This window comes from Streptomyces sp. NPDC015139, from assembly GCF_043079785.1.
Lineage (GTDB): Bacteria > Actinomycetota > Actinomycetes > Streptomycetales > Streptomycetaceae > Streptomyces > Streptomyces albidocamelliae.
In genome coordinates, this window is the sequence record NZ_JBIBUW010000021.1 from 68,362 (window position 1) to 91,542 (window position 23,181).

At 72.5% G+C, this 23,181-nt stretch carries 23 protein-coding genes; 11 read left to right on the top strand and 12 right to left on the bottom strand.

What is annotated here, in order from left to right:
* The first annotated feature begins 38 nt into the window (after positions 1 to 38).
* A complete protein-coding gene (locus ACF08B_RS35810) occupies positions 39 to 977 on the top strand; it encodes a DMT family transporter (protein ID WP_392321219.1) in 939 nt (312 codons plus the stop codon).
* Positions 978 to 1,526: 549 nt separating this feature from the next.
* On the opposite strand, the gene ACF08B_RS35815 is transcribed toward ACF08B_RS35810, so the two are convergent.
* On the bottom strand, positions 1,527 to 2,858 hold the full coding sequence (locus ACF08B_RS35815; protein ID WP_392321220.1) for an aminotransferase class I/II-fold pyridoxal phosphate-dependent enzyme: 1,332 nt from the start codon (positions 2,856 to 2,858) through the stop codon (positions 1,527 to 1,529).
* A gap of 49 nt (positions 2,859 to 2,907) precedes the next feature.
* Between ACF08B_RS35815 and ACF08B_RS35820 the strand changes: the two genes are divergently transcribed.
* Positions 2,908 to 3,588 carry a pyridoxamine 5'-phosphate oxidase family protein gene (locus ACF08B_RS35820; RefSeq protein WP_392321221.1) on the top strand — a complete coding sequence of 227 codons (681 nt, stop codon included), beginning with the start codon at positions 2,908 to 2,910 and terminating at the stop codon, positions 3,586 to 3,588.
* 28 nt (positions 3,589 to 3,616) lie between these two features.
* Here the strand turns inward: ACF08B_RS35820 and ACF08B_RS35825 are convergent, their stop codons facing one another.
* The 3 genes from ACF08B_RS35825 to ACF08B_RS35835 form a co-directional block, all read right to left on the bottom strand.
* Positions 3,617 to 4,558, bottom strand: a complete 942-nt coding sequence (locus ACF08B_RS35825; protein ID WP_392321222.1) for a DMT family transporter — start codon at positions 4,556 to 4,558, stop codon at positions 3,617 to 3,619.
* 192 nt (positions 4,559 to 4,750) lie between these two features.
* On the bottom strand, positions 4,751 to 5,755 hold the full coding sequence (locus ACF08B_RS35830; protein ID WP_392321223.1) for a DMT family transporter: 1,005 nt from the start codon (positions 5,753 to 5,755) through the stop codon (positions 4,751 to 4,753).
* An 85-nt stretch (positions 5,756 to 5,840) separates the two neighbouring features.
* Complete coding sequence (locus tag ACF08B_RS35835; RefSeq protein WP_392321224.1) at positions 5,841 to 6,545, bottom strand: Clp protease N-terminal domain-containing protein; 705 nt, start codon at positions 6,543 to 6,545, stop codon at positions 5,841 to 5,843.
* 279 nt (positions 6,546 to 6,824) lie between these two features.
* Here ACF08B_RS35835 and ACF08B_RS35840 point away from each other — a divergent pair, with 279 nt between their 5' ends.
* Complete coding sequence (locus tag ACF08B_RS35840; RefSeq protein WP_073895212.1) at positions 6,825 to 7,253, top strand: SRPBCC family protein; 429 nt, start codon at positions 6,825 to 6,827, stop codon at positions 7,251 to 7,253.
* A gap of 61 nt (positions 7,254 to 7,314) precedes the next feature.
* On the opposite strand, the gene ACF08B_RS35845 is transcribed toward ACF08B_RS35840, so the two are convergent.
* The gene (locus tag ACF08B_RS35845) at positions 7,315 to 7,941 is read right to left on the bottom strand and encodes a PadR family transcriptional regulator (protein WP_073895396.1); all 627 of its coding nucleotides are present in this window, start codon (positions 7,939 to 7,941) and stop codon (positions 7,315 to 7,317) included.
* Between the two features lie 204 nt (positions 7,942 to 8,145).
* Here ACF08B_RS35845 and ACF08B_RS35850 point away from each other — a divergent pair, with 204 nt between their 5' ends.
* Positions 8,146 to 8,910: an SDR family NAD(P)-dependent oxidoreductase gene (locus ACF08B_RS35850; protein ID WP_392321225.1), complete on the top strand. Its 765-nt coding sequence runs from the start codon at positions 8,146 to 8,148 to the stop codon at positions 8,908 to 8,910.
* A 197-nt stretch (positions 8,911 to 9,107) separates the two neighbouring features.
* Here the strand turns inward: ACF08B_RS35850 and ACF08B_RS35855 are convergent, their stop codons facing one another.
* Together ACF08B_RS35855 and ACF08B_RS35860 are read right to left on the bottom strand one after the other, a co-directional pair.
* Positions 9,108 to 9,713 carry a TetR/AcrR family transcriptional regulator gene (locus tag ACF08B_RS35855; protein ID WP_392321226.1) on the bottom strand — a complete coding sequence of 202 codons (606 nt, stop codon included), beginning with the start codon at positions 9,711 to 9,713 and terminating at the stop codon, positions 9,108 to 9,110.
* 51 nt (positions 9,714 to 9,764) lie between these two features.
* A complete protein-coding gene (locus tag ACF08B_RS35860; protein WP_392321227.1) occupies positions 9,765 to 10,127 on the bottom strand; it encodes a MerR family transcriptional regulator in 363 nt (120 codons plus the stop codon).
* A gap of 91 nt (positions 10,128 to 10,218) precedes the next feature.
* Between ACF08B_RS35860 and ACF08B_RS35865 the strand changes: the two genes are divergently transcribed.
* Positions 10,219 to 10,656: a hypothetical protein gene (locus ACF08B_RS35865; protein ID WP_392321228.1), complete on the top strand. Its 438-nt coding sequence runs from the start codon at positions 10,219 to 10,221 to the stop codon at positions 10,654 to 10,656.
* A gap of 45 nt (positions 10,657 to 10,701) precedes the next feature.
* Positions 10,702 to 11,514 carry a PhzF family phenazine biosynthesis protein gene (locus tag ACF08B_RS35870; protein WP_392321229.1) on the top strand — a complete coding sequence of 271 codons (813 nt, stop codon included), beginning with the start codon at positions 10,702 to 10,704 and terminating at the stop codon, positions 11,512 to 11,514.
* Positions 11,515 to 11,533: 19 nt separating this feature from the next.
* Here ACF08B_RS35870 and ACF08B_RS35875 read toward each other — a convergent pair whose 3' ends face one another.
* Together ACF08B_RS35875 and ACF08B_RS35880 are read right to left on the bottom strand one after the other, a co-directional pair.
* Entirely contained in the window at positions 11,534 to 12,298 is a 765-nt protein-coding gene (locus tag ACF08B_RS35875) for a CPBP family intramembrane glutamic endopeptidase (protein WP_392321252.1), read from the bottom strand.
* A 352-nt stretch (positions 12,299 to 12,650) separates the two neighbouring features.
* Positions 12,651 to 14,168: a glutamate--cysteine ligase gene (locus ACF08B_RS35880; RefSeq protein WP_392321230.1), complete on the bottom strand. Its 1,518-nt coding sequence runs from the start codon at positions 14,166 to 14,168 to the stop codon at positions 12,651 to 12,653.
* 571 nt (positions 14,169 to 14,739) lie between these two features.
* Between ACF08B_RS35880 and ACF08B_RS35885 the strand changes: the two genes are divergently transcribed.
* Both ACF08B_RS35885 and ACF08B_RS35890 read left to right on the top strand, forming a co-directional pair.
* Entirely contained in the window at positions 14,740 to 15,324 is a 585-nt protein-coding gene (locus ACF08B_RS35885) for a hypothetical protein (RefSeq protein WP_093479306.1), read from the top strand.
* Between the two features lie 305 nt (positions 15,325 to 15,629).
* Positions 15,630 to 15,836, top strand: a complete 207-nt coding sequence (locus ACF08B_RS35890) for a DUF5999 family protein (protein WP_067045924.1) — start codon at positions 15,630 to 15,632, stop codon at positions 15,834 to 15,836.
* 111 nt (positions 15,837 to 15,947) lie between these two features.
* Here ACF08B_RS35890 and ACF08B_RS35895 read toward each other — a convergent pair whose 3' ends face one another.
* Genes ACF08B_RS35895 through ACF08B_RS35905 form a run of 3 tightly spaced genes read right to left on the bottom strand, consistent with a single transcriptional unit; the run spans position 15,948 to position 19,066 of the window.
* Complete coding sequence (locus ACF08B_RS35895; RefSeq protein WP_392321253.1) at positions 15,948 to 16,712, bottom strand: carbohydrate ABC transporter permease; 765 nt, start codon at positions 16,710 to 16,712, stop codon at positions 15,948 to 15,950.
* Between the two features lie 59 nt (positions 16,713 to 16,771).
* Positions 16,772 to 17,764: a carbohydrate ABC transporter permease gene (locus tag ACF08B_RS35900; RefSeq protein ID WP_392321231.1), complete on the bottom strand. Its 993-nt coding sequence runs from the start codon at positions 17,762 to 17,764 to the stop codon at positions 16,772 to 16,774.
* 6 nt (positions 17,765 to 17,770) lie between these two features.
* A complete protein-coding gene (locus ACF08B_RS35905; protein WP_392321232.1) occupies positions 17,771 to 19,066 on the bottom strand; it encodes an extracellular solute-binding protein in 1,296 nt (431 codons plus the stop codon).
* A 448-nt stretch (positions 19,067 to 19,514) separates the two neighbouring features.
* Here ACF08B_RS35905 and ACF08B_RS35910 point away from each other — a divergent pair, with 448 nt between their 5' ends.
* The 3 genes from ACF08B_RS35910 to ACF08B_RS35920 all read left to right on the top strand — a co-directional run bounded on the left by ACF08B_RS35910 (position 19,515) and on the right by ACF08B_RS35920 (position 23,134).
* Positions 19,515 to 20,045, top strand: a complete 531-nt coding sequence (locus ACF08B_RS35910; protein WP_392321233.1) for a universal stress protein — start codon at positions 19,515 to 19,517, stop codon at positions 20,043 to 20,045.
* 113 nt (positions 20,046 to 20,158) lie between these two features.
* A complete protein-coding gene (locus tag ACF08B_RS35915) occupies positions 20,159 to 20,692 on the top strand; it encodes a hypothetical protein (protein ID WP_392321234.1) in 534 nt (177 codons plus the stop codon).
* Between the two features lie 483 nt (positions 20,693 to 21,175).
* Complete coding sequence (locus tag ACF08B_RS35920; protein WP_392321235.1) at positions 21,176 to 23,134, top strand: amino acid transporter; 1,959 nt, start codon at positions 21,176 to 21,178, stop codon at positions 23,132 to 23,134.
* The last annotated feature ends 47 nt before the right edge of the window (positions 23,135 to 23,181 follow it).

Below are 23,181 nucleotides of genomic sequence, written 5' to 3' on the forward strand. Positions count from 1 at the left end.
GATTGTGCTACGAGGTTGCTTCAAGCATCGTTGGTGCCATGAGCACGGTCACCGCACCCCGGACCCAGTCCCCCGCACCCGCACCCGCCCTTGCCCGCGCCCGCCTCGACTGGCGCCTGCGCTTCGGCGCCCTCTCCCTGATCTGGGGCTTCAGCTTCCTGCTGATCAAGGTGGGCACGGACGGGTACGCGCCGTTCCAGGTGACGCTCGGGCGGCTGGTGTTCGGTTCGGCGGTGCTGGCGGCGGCGATGGCCGTGAAGCGGCAGCGGCTGCCGCGCGGGGCCCGTCTGTGGGGCCACATGGCGGTCGCCGCGTTCTTCCTGAACGCCCTGCCGTTCTCCCTCTTCGCCTACGCGGAGCTGACGATCCCGTCCACGCTGGCCGGCATCTGCAACGCGACGTCCCCGCTGTGGGGCATGGCGCTGTCCCTGGTCGCCCTCTCCGAGGACCGGCCCACCCGGGTGCGCGTCGCCGGTCTCGGCCTCGGCTTCCTCGGCGTCCTGACGGTGCTCGGCGCCTGGCAGGGCTTCCACGGTCTGGACGCGCGGGGCACGGCGATGGCGCTGCTCGCCTCCCTGAGCTACCCGGTGGGGTGGATCTACGTCCGGCGGAAGCTGGCCGGCACGGGCAACTCCCACCTGTCGATGACGGGCGCGCAGCTGATGCTGGCGACGCTCCAGCTGGCGGTCGTGACCCCGCTGTTCGCCGGGTTCCCCACCCATGTGTCCGTGGTGCCGCTGCTGGCGATCGCCGCGCTGGGCGCGCTGGGCACGGGGCTGGCGGTGCTCCTCCAGTACGGGCTGGTCGCCGAGGTCGGCCCGACCACCGCGCAGATGGTCACGTACTTCATCCCGGTCATCGCCACGGCCGCGGGCGTGGCGATCCTCGGGGAGACGCTGCGCTGGACCACCCCGGTCGGGGCGGTCGTCGTCCTGGCGGGGGCGGCACTCACCCAGGTCCGACGCAGGGACGCTTAGCGGGGGGCCGGGCGCCGCCCTTCGGCGTATGCCGGGAGGCGGGAACGCCGGGCGCTGCCGTGCGACGCATGCCGGGGCGCGGGACGATGAGCCTCCCGCCTCTGACTCGGCCACACCTCCCCCTCGTACGCCCAGCCATGGACGCGGGCCGGGGCGCGGGAGGCCCCTCGCCCCCGCCTCTCACTCGGTCGCCTTGGCAGCCCATCTTTCGCCCAGCCGTAGACGCGGCCCGGCGGTAGAGGCGGACCGCCTGCTTCACCGCATCGTGCGCCAACGACGTACCCGCAGGCGTGGTGACGCGGGACGCCGGGAGACCGGATCGCGGGACGCCGAGGCGCCTCTGCCCCTCTCTCGGCCCCCTTGGCCGCTCCTCCGCCCGTACGCCTAGCCGCAGACGCTGCCCGGGGACGGTCGGACCGCCGCCACCACCGCGGCCAAGTCCGCGAGTGAGCGACATGCCCGGCAAGCGCGGAGACGGGGGCAGGGGGCGCGGGAGCCCCTCGCTCCCGCCTCTCGCTCGGTCGCCTTGGCGACCCTCCCCCCGTACGCCTAGCCGTAGACGCGGATCGGGGAGGGGCGGACCGCTGTCGCCACCGCGGCCGCCAGCGGGGCGATGTCCTCGGGGGTGAGGGGTGAGACGGTGATGCGGATGCCGGGCGGGGACGCCAGCCGGAAGCGGGCGCCCGGGGCGACCGCCCATCCCGCCTGGAGGAGGCGGGCCACCGCGCCGGTCTCGTCGGGTACGGGCACCCACACGTTCATCCCGCTGCGGCCGTGCGCCGTGACCCCGTGCGTCGCCAGCGCGTCGACGAGGGCGTTCCGGCGGGCGCCGTACGACCGCGCCACCGCCGCCCGGTCGACCGCGCCGTCCGCCCACAGCCGGACCACGGCCCGTTGCAGCAGCAGGCTCACCCAGCCGGGGCCGAGGCGCTGCCGGCCCCGCACCCGGTCGACGGTGACGCCGTCGCCGGTGAGGACGGCGAGTCGCAGGTCGGGGCCGTAGGCCTTGGCGGCGGAGCGGACGAAGGCCCAGTGACGGGTGTCGCCGGCGAGCGGATGCAGCGGCAGGTCGACGATGCCGTGGCCGTGGTCGTCCTCGATGAGCAGGGTCTCCGGGTGCTCGCGCAGCACCGCCCGCAGGTCGTGCGCGCGCGACGCGGTCACGGAGGCGCCGGTCGGGTTCTGCGCGCGGTCGGTGACGATGAGGGCGCGGGCCCCGGCCTCCAGGGCGCGGCGCAGGTCGTCGGGGTGCGGCCCGTCGTCGTCGACACCGACGGGGACCGTGCGCAGCCCGAGAGCGGGGATCAGGTCGAGGACGCTGCCCCAGCCGGGGTCCTCCAGGGCGACCGCGTCGCCCGGCCTGAGGTGGGCGGCGAGGACGCGTTCGATGGCGTCCAGGGAGCCGGAGGTGACCGTCACCGGTCCCGCCGGCAGGCCCTCGGCGTCGAACTCGGCACGCGCGAGGCGGGCGAGTTCCGCGTCGACGGGATCGTCTCCGTAGAGGACGGGGCGCTGGTCGCCCTGCTCGGCCGCCGCGGCCAGAACCGGTGCGAGGCGGGGCAACAGGTCCGGATCGGGGTTGCCGGTGGCCAGGTCGCGGCCACCCGCGGGCACCTCCACCCGGAGTTCCTCACGGCCGGTGGTGGCCGGCTTGGGCCGGACCCGGCTGCCGCGGCGGCCTGCCGTCTCGATCACCCCGCGTTCCCGCAGGATGCGATAGGCGGCGGCGACCGTGTTCGCGTTCACCCCCAGCTGGGCCGCCAACTCCCGCATGGGAGGCAGGGGTTGCCCCGGCCGCAGCTCGCCCGAGCCCACCGCGCGCTCGACACCGGCGGCAATCTCGGCTGCGCCCCGCCCCTGGATCCGATACTCTCCTAGCACAAAGCCCATTATGCACTAGTGCAACAGAAACCGCCAGGAGGGACCCCTCATGCAGGGCACGACCGAGGAAGCGCGGACCGCCGCCTACACGCCGACCGACCGCACCGTCCCCACGCGTTCCGCGGACCGGGCGTCGTACGACAAGGAACTGGTCCACGCGATACTCGACGAGGGATACGTCTGCCACCTCGGCTTCGTCCGCGACGGGGCGCCGGTGGTGCTGCCGACGCTGTACGGCCGGGTCGGCGAGCGCCTCTACGTCCACGGGTCCACCGGCTCGCGCCCGCTGCGGATGACCGGCCAGGCCGACCCGGGCCTGCGGGTGTGCCTCACGGTCACCCACGTCGACGGGCTGGTGCTGGCCCGGTCGGCCTTCCACCACTCGATCAACTACCGCTCGGTCGTGGTGCACGGCGTCGCGCACGAGGTCACCGACCCCGAGGAGCGGCGACTGGCCCTGGACGCGCTGGTGGACCACGTCGTCGCGGGCCGCGCCGCCGACTCCCGGCCCGCGAACAAGAAGGAGCTCGCCGCCACCGCGGTGATCCGCCTGGACCTCCGGGAGGTGTCGGCCAAGGTCCGCACCGGCGGCGCCAACGACGAGCCGGAGGACCTGGACCTCCCCCACTGGGCCGGTGTCGTCCCGCTCCGCAAGGGCTACGAGACCCCCGTCGCCAACGCCGACCTCGCGCCCGGCGTCGAACTGCCGGACTACTTGTCGGCTCCGTGACGGACACCGCGGCCGGTGGGCCTCCGGGTCACACCGGCGCGGGCTCCCGCCGGGCCCCGCGTGCCTCGCTCACGGCGAGTCCGGCGACCGCGCCGAGCAGGAGCAGGGTGCCGGCCGCGGTCGCCGCGGTGAGCCGCTCGCCGAGCAGGGCCACGGCGAGCACGGCCGCCGTCACCGGCTCCAGCAGCATGATCACGGACACCGTGGCGGACCGCACGACGGCCGCACCCGCGAAGTAGAGCGCGTACGCCAGAGCCGTCGGCACGGCCGCGGTGTACAGCAGCAGCCACAGCAGCCGCGCCGGGTGGGCGGTGTGCGGCAGCAGGCCCTCGTGCAGCGCGAACGGCAGCAGGCACAGGGCGGTCACGGCGAACGCCCCCACGGTGGTGTCGGACGCGTCGGCACTGCCGTCCCGGCCCCACCAGCGGGTGAGCAGGGTCATGGCGCCGTACCCCGCCGCCGACACCAGCGCCAGCAGCACACCGGCCGGGCGGACGGTCGCGGCCGAGCCGCCGAAGGTGAGGACCGCCAGCCCGCCGAGCGCACCGGCGACGGCCAGGACGCCCCCGGCGCCGAGCCGCTCCCCCAGCAGGAGCCGGGCGCCGAGCGCGATCAGCACGGGGCCCGCGCCGAGCGTGACGACGGTGGCCACGGCCAGTCCGGTGGACCCGACGGCCGCGAAGTAGGCGGTCTGGAACACCGCGAGGCCCAGGCCGGTGGCCACCGCACGGCCGGCCCGGCGGCGCGCGGGTTCGACGGCGGCCGGGCGGACGCGCGGGCGCAGCCCGCGGCCGGCCAGCGGCAGCAGGAGCCCCAGCGCACAGCGCCAGAAGGACAGCCCGAAGGCGCCCATGTCGCTGGTCCGGTAGACCAGCGAGGCCGCGGCGCCGGCGGTGCCCCAGGCGGCACCGGTGATGATCAGATAGAGCAGGCCACGCCCCACGGGCAGGCCGGATGCGATGTTCGACAAGGGATTCTCTCCGCAGAAGCGCGCACGGCGGCGCGGAAGTTCGAGGGCGACCCGTTCGGGCGGGGCGCGCGGACTTCATCTGCGGGCTGCACCGTCGTACCCGGCGCGAATGCGCCGGGCGTGTGTACCGGAGGCCCGCCTCAGACGGCCGGGGGCGGGAGGACGAGTGCGTCGGACACCATGTCCAGCACCCTAGGCCGCTGTACCGCGGGCGGACAACTCCAGTTCCGCACCACCCTGGGCGACCGGCCGCGGCGAGCCGTCGGCGGGCGCGGAGGACTGGGCGATGAACGCGCCGACCAGGACGATCGCCCCGCCCGCGATCTGCGGCGCGGACAGGTGCTCGCCGAGCAGCACCCAGGCCAGCACGGTCGCGATCACCGCTTCCAGGCAGGCGACGACACCGGCGACCTGCGGGGACAGCCGCCGCACGGAGAGCACTCCGGTGACGTAGGCGGTGACCGTGGCGATCAGCACGATCCACGCCAGCAGCGCGAACGCAGGCACGGTGGTGCCGTCGAGGTGCGCGGAACCGGCCAGCACGGGCCAGTCCATGCCCCAGGGGCGGGCGACGACCGTCAGCACGGCGGCGCCGACGAGGAGCCCGTAGGCGATGACCCCGAGCGGGTCGGGGGCCTCGTCGCCCGCGTCGCTGCCCTGGTCGGACAGGACGAAGTAGCCGACCTGGCAGCAGGCCGCGCCGAGCGCGAGCAGCAGGCCCAGCGCGTCGAAGCTCAGCCCGGACCAGACCTCGACCACGCAGGCGAGACCGCCGGCCGCGAGGACCACACCGAGCGCGGCGGCACGGGTGACGGGCCGCCGCTGCACGAACCGCACCCAGCCGAGGACGAGGGCGGGGGCCAGGTACTCGACGAGCAGTGCCACGCCCACCGGGATGCGGGAGAGCGCGGCGAAGTAGCAGGCCTGCACACCGGCGACCGCGAGCAGCCCGAAGCCGGCGAGCAGCGCGGGACGGCGGCGCAGCAGGGCGCGGTGCCGCACGGCGAGCGGCAGCATGACCAGGGCGGCGCCGGTCACCCGCAGCCACACCACGTGGAGCGGGTCCAGACCCGCCTCGATCAACGGCTTGGCGGCCACTCCGGACCCGCCGAAGGCCAGGGCCGAGGCGAGCGCGAGACCGAGCCCGACGCCCTTGCCGCGGCCGCCCTGACTGCTCACTGACGTATGCACCGGCACATGATGACAGGAGAAGACAGGAGCGTCACCACCGTTGGCACCTGTCTCAGCTGGTGGACGGCCTGCCACGCCGAACGCCGGAGCGTCAGCAGGTCGCCGTATCGCCGTCGGAGGGCTGCTCGGCGGCGCTCTCGATCCGGGCGGTCAGTTCCCCCGCGGGGATGCCGGCGCGTCCGAGGACTTCGACGGCGCGGGACCGCGGGTCGGCGAGGAGCGCGGCGAACAGGTCCGTGCCGGTGACCCGGTCCTCGCCCCGGCGGGTGGCACGCTCGCGAGCCCTGGCGAGGGCGGCGGCCGCGGCGGGCGACCAGCCCGCGCCGTCCCGGAGCCCGCCGTGCGCGGCGCGAGCGGCCGGAACCGCACGGGCGGGAGTGGTCGCACGAGCGGCGGGGGCGGGCGGCCCGGTCGGTACGGTCATCGCACGGGGCCCGGTCGGCGTGGCCGAGGTGCGGGGTTCGGCCGGCGCCGCCGGCGCGGGTACCGCGGCCGGCGCCCCGGAGTCCTCCACCGTGCCCTGCCAGCGCAGTCCGTAGCCGATGCTGCGCTGCACGAGATAGCCGAGCAGCCGGACGAGCCGGGGTGACCCGCCGACGGCGGCACGCACCTGGGGGTCGTGCTCCAGGAGGGAGTGCAGCAGATGGGCGGTGTCGATCTGGCGGTCCCCGTCCCGGACCGCCCTGCGGCGGGCACCGGCGAGCACCGCTGCCGGCTCGGCGTCGAGCCCTGCATCGTCCGCGAAGTGCGCAGCCGCCTCGTCCCGGGCGGCAAGGGGGGCTGTACGGGGTTGCACATCCCCCACCTCATCAGCCACAACGGGGTGCGTCATCCACGAGGGGAACCATTCCGGCGTCCCACGGCGAGTGGACAACCCCGGCCGGAATCTCATCCTTACGGAGGAGATCTGGCCGGGTCGGCCCAGGACACCGGGCCCGGGCCGGCGCTCGGCGGCTCACCCGAGTCCGTCTCCCAGACGCCGTCCTGACGGTTCATCAGTATTGAATGTTCACGCCTGTGCGGCTACTTTCCGCGACACCGTAGCCCGATACGCCCGACCCGAAGGGGTGGTCGCATGGCCGAAGTCAGCGCGGAGGCACGCATCCAGGCGCCGGCGGAGAAGGTGTGGGCCCAGCTCACCGACTGGCCGTCGTACCCGGAGTGGAACGCGACCCACACCAGCTTCCCCGAGGGGGGCCCGAAGACACTGGCGGTCGGCGGGACGTTCCAGGAGAACATGAAGCTGATGGGCTTCCCCGCGGAGGTCGACTGGACCATCGAGGAGCTGGAGCCGGCCAGGGTGCTCGCGATCCGCGGCAAGGGCCCGATGGCGGTGACCGTCGCCACCCGCTACACGCTCACCCCCGACGGAGAGGCCACGACCCTCCGCATCGACGGCGAGTTCACGGGCGCCGCGGTGTCGTTGATGGCGGGCAAGCTCAAGGACTCCGCGACGGCCGCCCTGAACGAGTCGCTGCGCAAACTGGACGGTCTGGTGACCTGAGCCGGGACACGGGAAGGCGCCCCGCGCGGGCATCGCGCGGGGCGCCTTCACGGCCGTTCGCTCAGTGCTCGTCGGCCAGGATGAGGTACAGCTTCTTGCGGGCGTCGTTGATGACGGTCAGCGCCTTCTCGCGCTGCTCCTTGCTGCCGGTCTTCCAGACCTGACCGAAGGCCTCCATCAGCCCGAAGCCGGCCTGACGGATCTCGCTGAGGGCCTCCCAGTCGACCCCGCGCGAGGCCTCCTCCCAGGGGGCCTCCGGACCCTCCTCGGCGGCACTGCGGCCGGTGTCCGTGAGGGAGAACAGCTTCTTGCCGCCCTCGCTCTCGCTGGCGATCAGGCCCTCGTCCTCCAGCAGTTGCAGCGTGGGGTAGACCGAGCCGGGGCTCGGCTTCCACGCGCCGCCGCTGCGTTCGGCGATCTCCTGGATCATCTCGTAGCCGTGCATGGGCCGCTCCTTGAGCAGGGCCAGGATCGAGGCGCGCACGTCACCTCGCCGCGCCCTTCCTCGCGGGCCTCCGCGTCCTCGCGGCCCCCAGGGGCCGGGGCCGAATCCAGGTCCGCCCGGGCCGAAACCCGGGCCGCCGGGACCGAAGGGCCCGAAAGCCGCCCGCCGGCCCTCGAAGCCGCCCTGGCCCCAGCGGCCGGGGCCCTCGTGCCGATGTCCACGCTCGTATCCGTGGGAACGCATCGCGATCACTCCATTCCATCGATGATCTGTCACGTATGCATCGCGTATCGTTCGCGATGGCTCAACGATATATCGGAACCGATCGTCCGACAACCCCCGATCCACCTGGGACGCAGAGGCTTTCTGGACTTGCAGGTCCATTTTTTGGCTCGCACAGTGGCTTCGCACCGAGGGAACCGAGAGAACCGAGCAACGGAGTGGATCATGTCGATGCGACTCGAGGGCAGGACTGCCCTGGTGACCGGAGCGACCAGCAACATCGGGCGGGCCATCGCGGAGGCGTTCGCCGCGGAGGGTGCGCATGTCGCCGTGTCGGGCCGCAGCGCCGAGCGCGGCCGGGAGGTCGTCGAGGGGATCCGCGCACGCGGCGGCCTCGCCGACTTCGTGCGGGCCGACCTGGACGGGAGCGCCGCCGCCTCGGCGGCACTGGCGCGGGAGGCGGCACGGGTGCTCGGCGGCCGTGTCGACGTACTGGTCAACAACGCCGGCATCTACCCCGGCGACACCACGGCGGCCACCGACGAGAAGACCTTCGACGAGGTGTACGCGGTCAACGTGAAGGCGCCGTTCTTCCTCACCGCGGCCGTCGCTCCCGCCATGGTGGAGGCCGGCGGCGGGACGATCATCAACCTCGGCTCCTGGATCGCGCGCCTCGGCATCCCGGTCGGCGCCCTCTACAGCTCCACCAAGGGCGCCATGGAGACCCTGACCCGGGCCTGGGCGGCGGAGTTCGGCCCGCACGGGGTGCGGGTGAACGCGATCTCCCCGGGCGTGGTGCAGACGCCCGCCCCCGGGGCGGCCCACCCCGCCGAGGTCATGATGAAGGGAACGCCCGCGGGCCGGATGGGCGCCCCCGGGGCCATCGCCGACGCCGCGGTGTACCTGGCCGGGGACGAGTCCTCCTTCGTCCACGGCATCGTCCTGGACGTCGACGGCGGCCGCACCGCGGCGGCGGTGATCGCCGGGTGAGGAAAGGGCGTTGCCCACGGGGTGGAGGGGGAGAAGCCCCTCCGCGCCGTCCCGGACACCGGAACGGGCGGCCGAGGCGGTCGGCCCCGGCCGCCCCGCCCCACGATGGGGGGCTCATGCAGGGGCGTACGCGACCGGGTCCCGCAACGCGCCTCAGGAGATCGGCGGAGCCGCCCTCCCGCCTCGGATGCGGCGGCTCAGACGGCGGCGCCCGCCCGGCGCAGGTCCTCGATGCCCTGGTCGAGGGCGGCGCGCAGATGGGTCGAACGGCCCGTCGACAGCAGGATGGACACGCCCCCCTGGACCGCGGCGAGCAGCGCCGCCGCTCGCGCGTCCACGTCGACGCCGGCGGGGAGCCTGCCGGTCGCCTGCAGCGACCGGATGCCCGCGGCCAGGCTCTCCTGCCAGCGCCGCATCAGCTCGATCACGATCGCCCGCGCCCCCGGGGTCGCCCGTCCGACCTGGAGGAACAGCGAGCCGAGCGGGCAGGTGTCCCCCTGGGCCTCGTAGCGCTCGACCACCACGTCCCGCCACCGTGCCCAGGCCTCCCACGAGTCGAGGCGGCCGAGCTCGGGCTGCTGGTCCTCGATGACCCGATCCGCCTCGAACCGCGCCACGGCGAGGAGCAGTTCGTCCTTGCCTGCCGGGAAGTAGTGGAACAGCTGGCTCTTGCTGGTGCTGGTCCGCGCCATCACGTCCTCCAGGGTCGCCGTCGCGACACCCTTCTCCCGCAGCACCTCGGCGGCCCCTTCGACGATCCGGCCCCGGGTCGCCCGCCCCTTCGCCGTCAGCTTCGCGCCCACGCCCGTCTCCTCCGAAATGGACTACGCGGTCCATCGTAGGCAGGGCACGGTTCAGGAGGCCCCGGCCGCGCGCAGCGGGCAGGCGGTCCCGGCCCGGGAGGTGAGGTCGGCCCGCAGAGCCGCGAGCGCGGCCATGCGCTCGTCGATGAGGCGGATCTTGTCCGCCAGCAGGGCGGACAGCGCCTCGGCACCGTCCGGGGCGTCCCGCAGTCCCGCGCCGTGCCGGGCGATCTCGGCCAGGGTGAACCCGAGCGACTGCGCGGTGCGGACGTGGCGCAGCCAGGTCACCGTCTCCGGCCGGAAGTCGCGGTAGCCGTTGGGCAGGCGGTCGCCCGCGATCAGACCGATCCTCTCGTAGAAGCGCAGCGTGTCCTTGGACACCCCGCTGCGCGCGGCCAGTTCTCCGATCCGCATGGCTCCCCCGCCGCTCGGTCGACTTGACCTTGGAGCGTACTCCGCTGTCTAGCGTGAGCGGCGCCCGAGCGAGCCCTCCCGAGGAGCCCCGATGAACCCTGCTGCCCCCGCCTACCTGCGCCTCGTCCGGACGAGCGGCTGGTACGACCTGGTCGTCACGGCCGGTTTCGCGACCCCCTGGACATACGCCCTGGTGCACCGTCTGCTGTCGGCCGCGGGGGACGCGGCGGGTCTCGGCACCCTGCCCGCGCTCACCCCGATGCAGACGCTCTACGCCAACCTCATGGGCTCGGTCGTGGTGGTCTGGTCCGTCCTGCGGGTGCTACGGCCCCTTCCGGAGCACGGGTTCCTCGACGGGGTCGCGCGCGTCCTGTTCTCCCTCTGGCAGGCCTACGCGCTGGTGCACGGCGGGCCCGCGGTGCTGTGGCCGTTCCTCGTGGTGGAGATGTCGTTCGGGGTGGCGCAGCTCCTCCCGTGGGCGTGGGCGGCCCGCGCGACCGCCGGGCGGAAATCAGTCCGGCATCCGTGAATTGGCCTTGGGCGCGGCGCCGGCGCGGACACTAGCGTCTGCGCCATGCGCATACGAATCGTCGACGCCTTCACCGACCGCCCCTTCGCCGGCAACCCGGCCGGAGTACTGCTCCTCGACGACGTCTTCCCGGACGACGACTGGCTCCAGAACGTCGCCATGGAGGTCAACCACGCCGAGACCGCGTTCGCGCACCGGCTGCCCGAGGGCGGCGAGGCGGACTGGGCGCTGCGCTGGTTCACCCCGGCCGCGGAGGTCGCGATGTGCGGCCACGCCACCCTCGCCACGGCCCACGTGCTGCACACCACCGGTGCCCATGAGGGCCCGGTGCGGTTCGCCACCCGCAGCGGAGTGCTCATCGCCACGCCCGCCGCGGACGGCTCGGTCACCCTGGACTTCCCGACCGCCCCGCTCACCCGCGTGGCGGCGCCGGCCGGGGTCGCCGAGGCACTGGGCGCGGAGCCGGCCGCCGCCTTCGACACCGGCCCGAACGTGGGCGACCTCCTGGTGGAACTGGCCGACGAGAAGACCGTCCTCGGCCTCTCCCCCGACCACAGGGCACTCGGCGCCCACTCCGCGCGCGGCATCATCGCCACCGCCCGGGCCGAGGACCCGGCCCGGGGCTACGACTTCGTCTCCCGCTGCTTCTTTCCCAACGTCGGCATCGACGAGGACCCGGTGACCGGCAGCGCCCACACGGCACTCGCCCCGCACTGGGCTGCCCGTCTCGGCCGCGACGACCTCACCGGGCTCCAGGCGTCCCGGCGCAGCGGGCTGGTGCGCGTCGGTCTGCGCGGGGCGCGCACCCTGCTCACCGGGCACGCGGTCACGGTCATCGAGGGCGAGCTGCGCGCCTGAGCGGCGCCGGCGGCGGGTGTCAGGCCGTCGGCAGCCAGCCCACCTTCCCCGCGAGCAGGGCGTAACCGACGAACGCGCCGATGTCGAGCAGCGAGTGCGCGACGACCAGCGGGCCGACCCGGCCCCAGCGGCGGTACAGCCAGACGAACACCACGCCCATGACCATGTTGCCGATGAAGCCGCCGATGCCCTGGTAGAGGTGGTACGACCCGCGCAGCACCGCGCTGGCGACCAGCGCGGTGCCCGGGGTCCAGCCGAGCTGGCCCAGCCTGCGCAGCAGATAGCCGACGACGACGACCTCTTCGAGGATCGCGTTCTGCAGGGCGGACAGGACGAGCACGGGGTACTTCCACCACACGTCGGGAAGTGCCTCGGGGACGACGGTGAGGTTGAAGCCGAAGCCGCGGGCGGCCAGGTAGAAGGCGATGCCGGTGCTGCCGATCACAGCCGCGACGGCGGCTCCCCGGCCGAGGTCGGGCCACGGGCGGGTGCGGTCGAAGCCGAGCGTCCGCATGCTCCGTCCCTCGCGCATCAGCAGATGGGCGACGAGGGCCACGGGCACCAGCGCGGAGGCGATGCCGAAGAGCTGCCAGGCGAGATCCAGCCATGGGCGGCCGGGTGCGGCCGAGGCGTTCAGGGTGGCCGCCTGGTCCTTCAGACCGCCCGGCTTGGTGACCGAGCCGACGAAACTGATCAGCGCGGAGACACCGCTCGCGCCGAGCGAGAGCGCGAGGACGAGCAGCGTCTCGTCGCGCAGCATCCGCCGCGGATCGCGCTCCCGCATCCCGGAATCGGCCACCGACTCAGCGTCCACCTGCACTCCTGCCTCCACCGGCTCATGGACCCCTGGCCCACCTTCGCCCGCAAGGATCGCAGAAGCGCCTGGGAGCACCCCGTCATGGCCCCACCCGCGGGACCGAGAAGGGGCGGCACCGTGCGCTCACGGTGGCCGACACTCAGCCCGCCCGCGTCTTCAGCGCGGCCCGACTCCCCGGCCCGCTCGCCCCGACGGCACTCATGGCCCACCGGCTCCCCCGCCGCGCACCCGGTCGTCGGTCGGGGGTTGAGCGTTGTGGGGCGGGTCGTACGCCGGCCTGTGCCGCTGAGGCACGACGCCCAACCAGCCCCCACCGGGGCTAGCCCAGCGGTACCGGTTCGGGCAGACCGACCGGCCAGGTGTGGACCGGTTCGCCCACGTGCATCAGCTCGGCGTAGCGCCGTGTCGTCGCGGCCAGCGCGGCCTCACGGCTCAGCCCCTGCTCCAGGGCGCGGTGGAAGGTCGCCGCCTGCCAGGACGCGCCGTTCACCCGTCGCCGGCAGCGTTCCTCGATGACGCCCAGGTAGAGGTCACGGTCGGCGGCCTCGACGCCCCACGCGTCCAGCCCGGCGGCGGCGAGCGGCAGCAGCTCGTCGCGGACCAGGGTCACCGCGTCGACCTCGCCCGTACCGCCGTACCGGCCCCGGCGCGGCCAGACGAAACGCGCGTCGATCCCGTGCCGGCAGGCCGCGTCGAAGTTGGCCTCGGCCACCTCGAAGGGCATCCGGGTCCACACCGGACGGGACTCCTCGGCGAGGGCGCGCACCAGGCCGTAGTAGAAGGCCGCGTTGGCGATCACGTCGGTGATGGTCGGCCCGGCCGGCAGTACCCGGTTCTCCACCCTGAGGTGCGGGACGCCGTCCGCGATGCCGTACACCGGCCGGTTCCAGCGGTAGATCGTGCCGTTGTGCAGGACCAGCTCGGCGAGCTTGGGAATGCCGCCCGCCTCCAGGACCTCCAGCGGTTCCTCGTCGTCGCACAGCGGCAGCAGCGCCGGGAAGTAGCGCAGGTTCTCCTCGAACAGGTCGTACGCGGAGGTGATCCAGCGCTCGCCGAACCAGGTGCGCGGCCGCACGCCCTGCGCCTGGAGCTCCGGCGGCCGGGTGTCGGTGGACTGCAGGAACAGCGGCGGCCTGGACTCGCGCCACAGCTCGTGACCGAAGAGGAACGGCGAGTTGGCGCCGACGGCGATCTGCGCGGCGGTCGCCACCTGCGCCGCGTTCCACACGTCGGCGAACCGGCCCGGAGTGACCTGCAGGTGCAGCTGCACGGACGTGCACGCCGCCTCGGGCACGATCGACTTGGACGTGCAGACCAGGTGCTCCACGCCCTCGATGTCGAGCCGGAAGTCCTCCCCGCGCGCGGCCACGATCTGGTCGTTGAGCAGGGTGTACCTGTCGACCTCGGACAGGTTCGAGGAGACCAGGTCGTCCCGGTCGAGCGTGGGCAGGATGCCGATCATGACGATGCCCGCGTCCACCTCGCCGGCCTTCCGGTCGGCATAGGCGAGCGAGGTGCGCAGTTCCTCGGCCAGCCGGTCGAATACCCGTCCGCCCAGCCGGTGCGGGGCGATGTTGACCTCCAGGTTGAACATCGCGAGTTCCGTCTGGAAATCTCGGCTCGCGATGCGCTCCAGTACCTGCCCGTTCAACATTTTGGGCATGCCGTCGGACCCCGCGAGATTCAATTCGATCTCGACCCCCATGAGGTTCTTGGGGCGATCGAACCGCTTCTCTCCCAGCAAGCGCTCAAGTCCCGTCAGGCACTTTTGCAGCTTTTCGCGGTAGCGCTGGCGATCGGACAGGTCGAACTGCCCTGCCGCGACCTTCTCCCCCATCGAAGTGTCCCTCCTCGGATGGGCGGGCCGACGATCCGGCCGCCGGGCTCTCCCGGGTCAGGTGGGATGATGCCCAGCCCGGGCGATCGATAACGTCCCGCGCCGGCCCGGCGCCCGCTAGTCTGTCGAATGTTCCCCGCGGCACATTCACGGGGCATGCTGCAACTCGCATCTTCGGGTGCCCCGAACGCCTCGTGAAAAACGCCGACGACATTCGGCCGACCGCTACCGGCGCGTAGAACCAGGTCAGCGGCGAGGTACCGGCTCGGGAATCGGGATGAGCCCCGCAAATCGACGACTCATTAGCGCCTTGCGGGACTTACCGAAATGGGATAGACGAAACAACGGCCGAACATGCGTCATATAAACTTCGTCCACAAGGCAGAAGGTTGGCGCCCTCGGTCCTGTGTTCCTGCCGCGTTCCTGCCGTCACCACGACGGGCGGCGGGCCGAGCCGCACCCTTTGTTCACCGACCCGGGCCCACACCCCTTTGGCCTTCCGTGAGCAGACAGCGCCGTCCGCCCCACCCCTCCTCGCGCCGCCGCGCCTGTCGACTGAGAGGCGACCCACATGCCGCTTCACGTGCCCCCTGCCCCTGCGCCCGCCCTGCGCTCCGTCCTCACCGCCCTCGGTTCCCCGACCGCGGTCCGGGAGGCCCGCACCCCTTCCCTGCGCGCCGCGCAGGGCCCCGCGACACCCGAACTTCCTCTGCCTGTCCACGTGTTGGACCGCATCACCGCGCAGGGCCTGTCCGCCACCCGACTGGCGGGCTGGCGCTTCCTGATCCGTTGCGGCGACCGGGCCGTCGCCGCCGCGGACACCATGCTCACCCCCGACGGCTGGGCCTTCTCGCACTTCTTCGAGGGCCCGTACGTCACCTCCACCGAGCGCGCACTGGAGCAGGCCGAGGCGCTGCAACAGCCGTACCAGGCACGACTGCTGTCCGTGCCCGGTCTCTACATGCTCACCCTGTGGCTGCACGGCGACTGCGCCGCCGACGGCGCCGACGGCCACCCGGCGGCCACCGACCTGCTCGTCCCGCTGGCCCCGGCACCGCCCGGCATACCGACGCACCGCCCCTTCCCGGTCGCCGAGTTGCTGCCGGTGCTGACCCATCGCGCCACTCCTGTCCCGCTGCTCGGCTCACCCGCCTGACCGAGTCCCGCGTACCCCGCTTCCCACCAGGGAAGCGGGGTACGACCGTGTGTGCACACGAGGTACGGCTGCGTAGCCGCGCGCACGGTCGCACCGACCGGACTAGCCCGTTCTGACCACGGGAAACCACCCGAAGAGGCAGTGCAGTTGGACTGAACCGTCCGCGCGGGTGACACGTCATGAACCTATGAGAAGCGGTGCTGCCAAATCCCTGCGGAACGACGCCCAGAGGGCAACACTGGGACCGACCGACTTATCACCACGGGGGACCGGACATGACCACGACCCAGCGAAAGATCCCATCCATGTGCCAGCACCAGCCGCCGTGCCCGCCAGCAGAATCCGCCGACCGGGAGTCCGCCCGCCTCGTGGCGCACCACCCGGAGCAGGGATGGAGCCTGCTGTGCAATGGCGTCCTCCTCTTCGAGGACACCGGTGAGCTGCTGCCCGACGGCCGCATCATCGCTCCGCACCGCCCGCTGGGCGCGGAGCATGTGATGACCGCCGCCTGAGCAGAGCACGAGCTACCCGAGGGGCCGGCCGCACACACTCGGTGCGCACCGGCCCCGACGTGTGTCCGGGTGCGGTCACCGTCCGTAGCCGCAGGTGACCCAGGGCACGGTTCAGCCCTTGGTCGCGCCCGCGGTGAGGCCGCCGACGAGCTGGCGCTCGGCGACCGAGTAGAAGGCGAGAGCGGGGACCATGGCGAGCACCAGGTAGGCGAAGACCCGCGCGTACTCCGCCGAGTACTGCCCCTGGAACTGCTGGACGCCGATGGGCAGGGTCCACCAGGTGCCGTCGGTGAACACCAGCAGCGGCAGGAAGAAGTTGTTCCAGCTGGTGACCACGGCGAGGACCGACACCGTGCCGAGCGCGGGCCGGGCCATGGGCAGCAGCACCCGCCAGAAGAACCCGAAGGCGCCGCATCCGTCGAGCGTGGCCGCCTCCTCCAGTTCGCCGGGGATCTGCCGGAAGAAGCCGCGCAGGATGACGATCGTCATCGGCAGCCCGAACGCGGCCTGCGGAAGGACCACGCCGAGCGGGTTGTCCAGCAGGTCCAGGGAGCGCAGCAGCAGGAACAGCGGCAGGGCGGCCACCGCGAAGGGGAACATCAGCCCCAGTGTGAAGACCGTGAACAGCAGCTCCCGTCCGCGGAAGGCGAAACGGGCGAAGGAGAAGGCCGCGAGCGCGGACACGGCGACCACGAGGACGGTCGTCGCCACCGCGATCAGCGTGCTGTTGCCGAGGAGCCGCCAGAAGTCGCCCGAGCCGAGGATGCCGGTGTAGTTGCCGGTCAGCCACCGGTCCGGGAGGCCGAACGGATTGCGGGACAGCTCGTCGGTGGACTTGAAGCCCGACAGCAGGGCGTACACCAGGGGCACGAGCATCACCGCGCCCACCGCGACGAGGATCGCGTGCACGGGCAGGGTCCGTACGGTCTTGCGGCTCACGTGCCGGCTCCCCTCATCGTGGTGGTGGCCCCCTCCAGGTCACGGCGGAGCACGAACCGCTGGTAGGCGAGGGCGAAGACGAGGCAGATGCCGAACATGACCACGCTGATCGCGCTGGCGTAGCCGACCTGGTAACGCTTGAAGCCGTACTGGAACACGGTCACGGCCATCGTCTCGGAGTGGTGGTCGGGACCGCCCTGGGTCACGACCCACACCAGGTCGAAGAGCTGGATCGATCCGATGACGGACAGGAAGACGCTGATGCGGAGGGTGGGCGCGAGCAGCGGCAGGGTGACGTTGCGGAAGCGCTGCCAGGGGCCCGCGCCGTCGATCAGCGCGGCCTCCGTCAACTCGGCCGGGACCGCCTGGAGTCCGGCCAGGTGGAGCATCATGTGGAAGCCGAAGTACTTCCAGGTCATGACCAGAAAGAGGGTCGCCATGACGGAGGAGGGTCCGGCGAACCACTCGCCGCCCAGGCCGTCGAGGCCGACCGTGCCGAGGACGTGGTCGGCGAGCCCGTCGCCGGGGGCGAAGACCATGCCGAACAGCACGCCGGTGATGGCCTCGGACAGGACGTACGGCGCGAAGAACAGCGTCCGGTAGACAGCACGCCCACGCAGCCGCTGGTTGAGCAGTACGGCCATGGCCAGGGCGAAGGGCAGCTGAAGGGCGAGCGACAGGACGACCAGGACCAGGCAGCGCCAGAGGTCGCCCAGGAAGACCGGGTCCTCGAACAGCCGGGTGAAGTTGTCGGCGCCGGCATAGTCGGAGGGCATGCCGAAGCCGCCCCAGCGGAAGAAGGCGGCGTACAGCGCGAACAGCATCGGCAGCAGCACCAGTCCGGTGAACAGCACCAGCGCGGGCAGCTGGAAGCCCACGGCGGTGAGCCAGTTCAGCGCGTGGCGCCGTGCCCGCCCGCGGGCCGCGCCCGGTGCCGGCCGGTCGGCGGCGGGGCCGGTGCGCCGGTCCGGAAGGAAGGTGGAGGTCATCGCCGGCTACTGCGCTTCCCCGGCGGTCTTCGTGATCGACTGCGCCACCTGCTCGGGCGTCCTGGACCCGGCGATCAGTGCGGCCACGCTGTCGTTGACCTCCTGGCCGACGGCGGGCGCGTAGGCCTGGTCGAGGTAGAGCTGAAAGCCGGTGGCGGCCTTCAACTGGGTCTGTACGGCTTTGAGGTTGCGGTCGCCGAGGGCGCTCTCGGCGCCGGGGACGACCGGCAGCACTCCGGTCCTCCGCACGAGTTCCCGGTCGGTGGTCTCGGAGGCGAAGAACTCCAGGAAGTCGACGGCCGCCTGCGGTGCGCCCCTGCGCAGGGCGTGCCCACCGCCCCCACCGAACACTTCGGTGATCTTCCCCTGGCCGCCCTCGACCTCCGGGAACGGGAAGAAGCCGAGGTCCGGTCCGAGTCCCTTGCCCGCGTCGGCCTCGACGACCGGCGCCCACTGGCCCATCAGCTCCATCGCGGCCCTGCCGTTGCCGACCGTCGCGGCCTGACCGGTCGGGCTGGAGTAGGCGGCACCGAGGAAGCCCTTCTGGAACGGCCGGAGGTCGACCAGCTCCTTGAGGTGCCGGCCCGCGTCCACGAAGCCGGGGCCGGTGAAGTCCTTGGTGTCGTCCGCCTTCCGCAGCGCCTCGATGCCGACGGTGCGCATCGCCAGGTACGCCCAGTAGTACATGCCGGGCCACTTCTCCTTGCCCGCGAGGGCGAGCGGGGTGACACCGGCGGACCTCAGCTTCCGCACGGCGTCGAGGAAGCCGGCCCAGGTGGTCGGGGGCGTGCCGATCCCGGCCTTCTCGAAGTGCGCCTTGTTGTACCAGAAGCCGACCATGCCGATGTCGAACGGGATGCCGTACACCTTGTCGTCCAGGAGGTAGGGCTGCTTGGAGACCGGCAGCAGTCCTGCGGCGAAGTCCTCGGTGCTGTCGGTGAGGTCCTCCACGAGACCGGCCTCGACCTGCTGCGCGAGCACGCCGCCGCCCCAGGTGTGGAAGACGTCGGGCAGCTTTCCGGAGGCGGTCAGCGCGGTCATCTTCGACTTGTAGGCGTCGTTCTCCAGTTGGACGATCTTGATTCTGACCGTGGGGTGCCGCGCCTCGAACTTCCTGGCGAGGCCGGCCCAGACGGTCTTGGTCGGTTCCGTGGTCGAGATGTTCCACCACTCGACCGTGGTCGTCCCCGAGGACGACCCTCCGTCCGAGTCGCCGCCGCAACCGCCGAGGGCGGTCGCTCCCAGGCCGGCGGCCATGGAGGCCGCCAGAAAGCCGCGGCGGGACAGTGCGGGGTCGCCCATCATGCGCTCCTTCGAAACTTTCGGAGTTGCTTCGGAGATGTCCCGACGAGAAGGGCAGGGCCCCTTGCGTGGGGTCCGTGGCACAGACCGCAGCCCTGCGATTCGAAACATTCGAGCCAAAGCCCGAACGTTCCGAACCCGGACTCTAGAAACGCGGGTGGGGAGCGTCAAGGTGTCACGCACGAGTTGGGTGCAGGCACTTGGGAGCACCCGGAAGGACGACGACGGATTCCCCCGGAAGTCGCTCGAATGTTTCGGCCGACTCGCCGACTCCCGCCGCCTCGGGGCGGGTTGCGAAGAGGTCGGGGGTGCCGCCCGCCCCGGACCCTGCCGCCCGGCTGGTCGAATCGCCGCCGGAGGAGTGGGATGGAAGAGGAGCAAGGGTCTCGCGGGCCTCGTGCCCGCGGAGTCGCCCGGTCGGCGCCCGTGCGGAACGAACGGGGGAGTCATGTCCGGTTACGAGGCCTCGGCGGCCGCTCGTGTGGTCGTCGGTGTGAACGGCTCTCTGGGCAGCGTCACGGCTCTGCGGCGGGCCACCGCGCTCGCCCGCCGGCTGGGAGCCGAACTCTGGCCGGTACTCGCCTGGGAACCGCCGGGCGGGGACCCGGCCGCGCGGCGCTCCCCCGCCGCCGCTCTGCTGGTCGAGGAGTGGCAACGGCTGGCCAGACAGCGACTGGCATCGGTACTGGACGAGCTCTTCGGGGCGGAGGGTCCCGGTGTGCCGATGCACCCCGTCATCGTGCGCGGCGCCCCGGGCCGGGCGCTGGTCGCGACCGCGGACCGGGACAACGACCTGCTGGTCGTCGGCGCGGGGCGGCGCGGCCTGCAACGCGCCTTCTCCGGCCGGGTCTCCCGGCACTGCCTGGCCCACGCCGGCTGCCCGGTCCTCGCGGTGCCGCCGTCCCCGCTGGAGTCCGAGCTGCTGTCGGTGCACCGGCGCAACACCTGGCATCTGCGCATGGACACCCGGGGTCTGTGAGAGACGGCCGGGAGCTGTGACCGCGTCAAGAACGGCCCCCGGGGCGTCAGGGGGCCGTCAGGGGGCGGTGCGGACGGTTTCCGACGGGGCCGCCACTGTCTACCGTCGAAGTCATGAAGCACCGCGACGACCTGCGCCCCCTCGCCGGAGGAGTGGTGCACGACCGCAGCTGGGCCGAGGACGTGCGCACATCGGCCCGTTGCTCCGCCGCGCTGTTCGTCCTGCTGCTGTTCGTCGACTGGGCGGCGGGCTCCCTCGACTGGTGGCGCGGTGGCCTGTGGCTGCTGCTGGCGCTGCTCCTGCTCCTCGTCCTGTTCCCGGCCCGGGTGTCGGCCGGGGAGGGCTGGCTGGCCAGCCGCCGTCTGTTGCGCACCCGCCGGGTCCGCACCGACCTGCTGGTGACGGTACGCCCGGTGGACGGCGTGACCCGGCGCCTGGTGCTGGGCGACGCCTTCGGCGACCGCATCGAGATCGACCCCGAGGTCCTGATCCGCAATCCCGACCTCTGGTACCGCCTCGACGAGGGCACGCGCAGGTCGAAGACGAACGGAACGCTGCGGCGCGGCACGACGGCCCTGCACGGCCTCGCCCACGACCTCGACCGGGAGACGGCCCTGAGCGTCTTCCGCGCCTCGGGCCTGGACTGACCACCCGCGCCCACCCGGCCCGGCCCCGACGCCGGCCGGCGCGCCACTCCGGGGCGCCACCTTCCACGCCCGCCTGGCCCGCCCCGAGGCCGGCCGGCGCGCCACCGGACACCGACAGGCACGGACCGCCCCGCCCACACCACCCGCCCGCCCGCCCGCCCCCAAGATCCCGTAGCCCTCCGCACCGCCCGAGGAGCGCCTCGCGCACCCCCACACCGTGAGCCCCCGGCGTCGTTGGACATGACGCTCGGTGTCCGCGCCGGAGTCGGTGCCGTGGTCCGGCACCCGGTCGGCCCTCTCGCGGCCGACCGCCTCCTGCCTTCGCTTCTTGATGCGGTGCGCGCGTCAGGGGGCCATTCTTAACGCAAGATTGACGCCCGCGGAGCCCCGATCCGTGGGCCCTGGCGTCACTCTCTGCTTACGCTGGTGCCGCCGTCCGCGTGATGGCCGGAAACCACGGAGCCACACGTCAGGAGCACCCCCATGGTCACGACCGAACGCCCTCCCAGTACCGGCCGCCTGCGCGCCTGGATGCTGGAGGGCCTGTCCGACATGGGCAAGCCGGGTGGCCACACGGGACCGCACGCCGAACCCGAGCCCCCGCACAAGGGGCAGCGCTGGTGGCGGGTGATGTGCCTGACCGGTGTCGACTACTTCTCGACCCTCGGGTACCAGCCGGGCATCGCGGCTCTGGCGGCCGGCCTGCTCTCCCCCATCGCCACCATCGTCCTCGTCATCGTGACCCTGGCCGGCGCCCTGCCGGTCTACCGCCGCGTCTCGGAGGAGAGCCCGCACGGCGAGGGCTCGATCGCGATGCTGGAGCGGCTGCTGTCGTTCTGGCAGGGCAAGCTCTTCGTGCTCACCCTGCTCGGCTTCGCCGCCACCGACTTCCTGATCACCATCACCCTGTCGGCCGCCGACGCCTCCACCCACCTGGTGGAGAACCCGCACCTCACCAGCACCCTCCAGGGGCACCAGATGGTGATCACCCTCTTCCTGGTGGCCCTGCTCGGCGCGGTGTTCCTGAAGGGCTTCCTGGAGGCGATCGGCGTCGCGGTCGCCCTGGTCGGCATCTACCTCGCGCTCAACCTCGTCGTGGTGGTCGTCGGCATCTACCACGTCCTCACGGCCGAACACGTGGTCGCGGACTGGGCGTCCGCCCTGACGGCGGAACACGGCAACGTCTTCGTGATGATCGGCGTGGCCCTGATCGTCTTCCCGAAGCTCGCCCTCGGCCTGTCCGGCTTCGAGACCGGCGTCGCCGTCATGCCGCACGTCCAGGGCGACCCGGGCGACACCGAGGAACGGCCGACCGGCCGGATCAGGGACACCAAGAAGCTGCTGACGACCGCGGCGCTCATCATGAGCTGCTTCCTGATCACCACCAGTTTCATCACCACCCTGCTGATCCCGGAGAACGAGTTCAAGCCGGACGGCCAGGCCAACGGCCGTGCGCTCGCCTACCTCGCGCACGAGTACCTCGGTGGCGCCTTCGGCACGATCTACGACGTCTCGACCATCTGCATCCTGTGGTTCGCGGGCGCGTCCGCCATGGCCGGCCTCCTCAACCTGATGCCGCGCTACCTGCCCCGCTACGGCATGGCCCCGCAGTGGGCGCGCGCGGTGCGCCCGATGGTCATCGTCTTCACGCTGGTCGCCTTCCTGGTGACCTGGATCTTCGACGCCAACGTCGACAAGCAGGGCGGTGCCTACGCCACCGGCGTCCTGGTCCTGATCAGCTCGGCGGCGATCGCCGTGACCATCGCCGCCCGCAAGGCCCGGCAGCGGCACTGGACCGTCGCGTTCGCGGTGATCGCCACGGTGTTCCTCTACACCACCGTGGTGAACGTCATCGAGCGCCCGGACGGTGTGAAGATCGGCGCCTGCTTCATCGTCGGCATCATGCTGGTCTCCTTCCTGTCCCGGCTGGCCCGCGCCTTCGAACTGCGCGTGACCAGCGTGACGCTCGATCCGATGGCGGAACGATTCATCCGGGACATGGCCAGCCGCAAGATGCGGTTCATCGCGAACGAGCCGGACCGCCGCGACAAGGCCGAGTACCGGGACAAGATCGAGCAGATCCGCGCGGACAACGACATGCCCGAGCAGGAGGACTTCGTCTTCGCCGAGGTCACGGTCACCGACCCGTCCGAGTTCGAGACGAGCATGACCGTCCGCGGCGAGGTCCTGCACGGCCGCTACCGCGTGCTGACCCTGGAGCACTCCTCCATCCCCAACGCCCTGGCCGCGCTGCTCCTGCACGCCCGGGACACCACGAGCTGCACCCCGCACATCTACTTCGAGTGGACGGAGGGCTCCCCGTTCGCCAACTTCCTGCGGTTCTTCCTGTTCGGTCAGGGCGAGGTGGCCCCGGTCACCCGTGAGGTGCTGCGCGAGGCGGAACCGAACCGTGCGCGCCGGCCGCGCGTGCACACGGGCTGACCCGGGGCGCTTCAGGCGGCGGCTCCGCCGTCCGGCCCTCTCGTCGT

Coding starts and splice junctions, on each gene's coding strand:
- ACF08B_RS35810 (WP_392321219.1), top strand. CDS start 39: ATGAGCACGGTCACCGCACCCCGGACCCAGTCCCCCGCACCCGCACCC.
- ACF08B_RS35820 (WP_392321221.1), top strand. CDS start 2,908: ATGCAGGGCACGACCGAGGAAGCGCGGACCGCCGCCTACACGCCGACC.
- ACF08B_RS35840 (WP_073895212.1), top strand. CDS start 6,825: ATGGCCGAAGTCAGCGCGGAGGCACGCATCCAGGCGCCGGCGGAGAAG.
- ACF08B_RS35845 (WP_073895396.1), bottom strand. CDS start 7,941: ATGCGTTCCCACGGATACGAGCGTGGACATCGGCACGAGGGCCCCGGC.
- ACF08B_RS35850 (WP_392321225.1), top strand. CDS start 8,146: ATGTCGATGCGACTCGAGGGCAGGACTGCCCTGGTGACCGGAGCGACC.
- ACF08B_RS35860 (WP_392321227.1), bottom strand. CDS start 10,127: ATGCGGATCGGAGAACTGGCCGCGCGCAGCGGGGTGTCCAAGGACACG.
- ACF08B_RS35865 (WP_392321228.1), top strand. CDS start 10,219: ATGAACCCTGCTGCCCCCGCCTACCTGCGCCTCGTCCGGACGAGCGGC.
- ACF08B_RS35870 (WP_392321229.1), top strand. CDS start 10,702: ATGCGCATACGAATCGTCGACGCCTTCACCGACCGCCCCTTCGCCGGC.
- ACF08B_RS35875 (WP_392321252.1), bottom strand. CDS start 12,298: ATGCGGGAGCGCGATCCGCGGCGGATGCTGCGCGACGAGACGCTGCTC.
- ACF08B_RS35880 (WP_392321230.1), bottom strand. CDS start 14,168: ATGGGGGAGAAGGTCGCGGCAGGGCAGTTCGACCTGTCCGATCGCCAG.
- ACF08B_RS35885 (WP_093479306.1), top strand. CDS start 14,740: ATGCCGCTTCACGTGCCCCCTGCCCCTGCGCCCGCCCTGCGCTCCGTC.
- ACF08B_RS35890 (WP_067045924.1), top strand. CDS start 15,630: ATGTGCCAGCACCAGCCGCCGTGCCCGCCAGCAGAATCCGCCGACCGG.
- ACF08B_RS35895 (WP_392321253.1), bottom strand. CDS start 16,712: ATGCTCGTGCCCCTGGTGTACGCCCTGCTGTCGGGCTTCAAGTCCACC.
- ACF08B_RS35900 (WP_392321231.1), bottom strand. CDS start 17,764: ATGACCTCCACCTTCCTTCCGGACCGGCGCACCGGCCCCGCCGCCGAC.
- ACF08B_RS35905 (WP_392321232.1), bottom strand. CDS start 19,066: ATGGGCGACCCCGCACTGTCCCGCCGCGGCTTTCTGGCGGCCTCCATG.
- ACF08B_RS35910 (WP_392321233.1), top strand. CDS start 19,515: ATGTCCGGTTACGAGGCCTCGGCGGCCGCTCGTGTGGTCGTCGGTGTG.
- ACF08B_RS35915 (WP_392321234.1), top strand. CDS start 20,159: ATGAAGCACCGCGACGACCTGCGCCCCCTCGCCGGAGGAGTGGTGCAC.
- ACF08B_RS35920 (WP_392321235.1), top strand. CDS start 21,176: ATGGTCACGACCGAACGCCCTCCCAGTACCGGCCGCCTGCGCGCCTGG.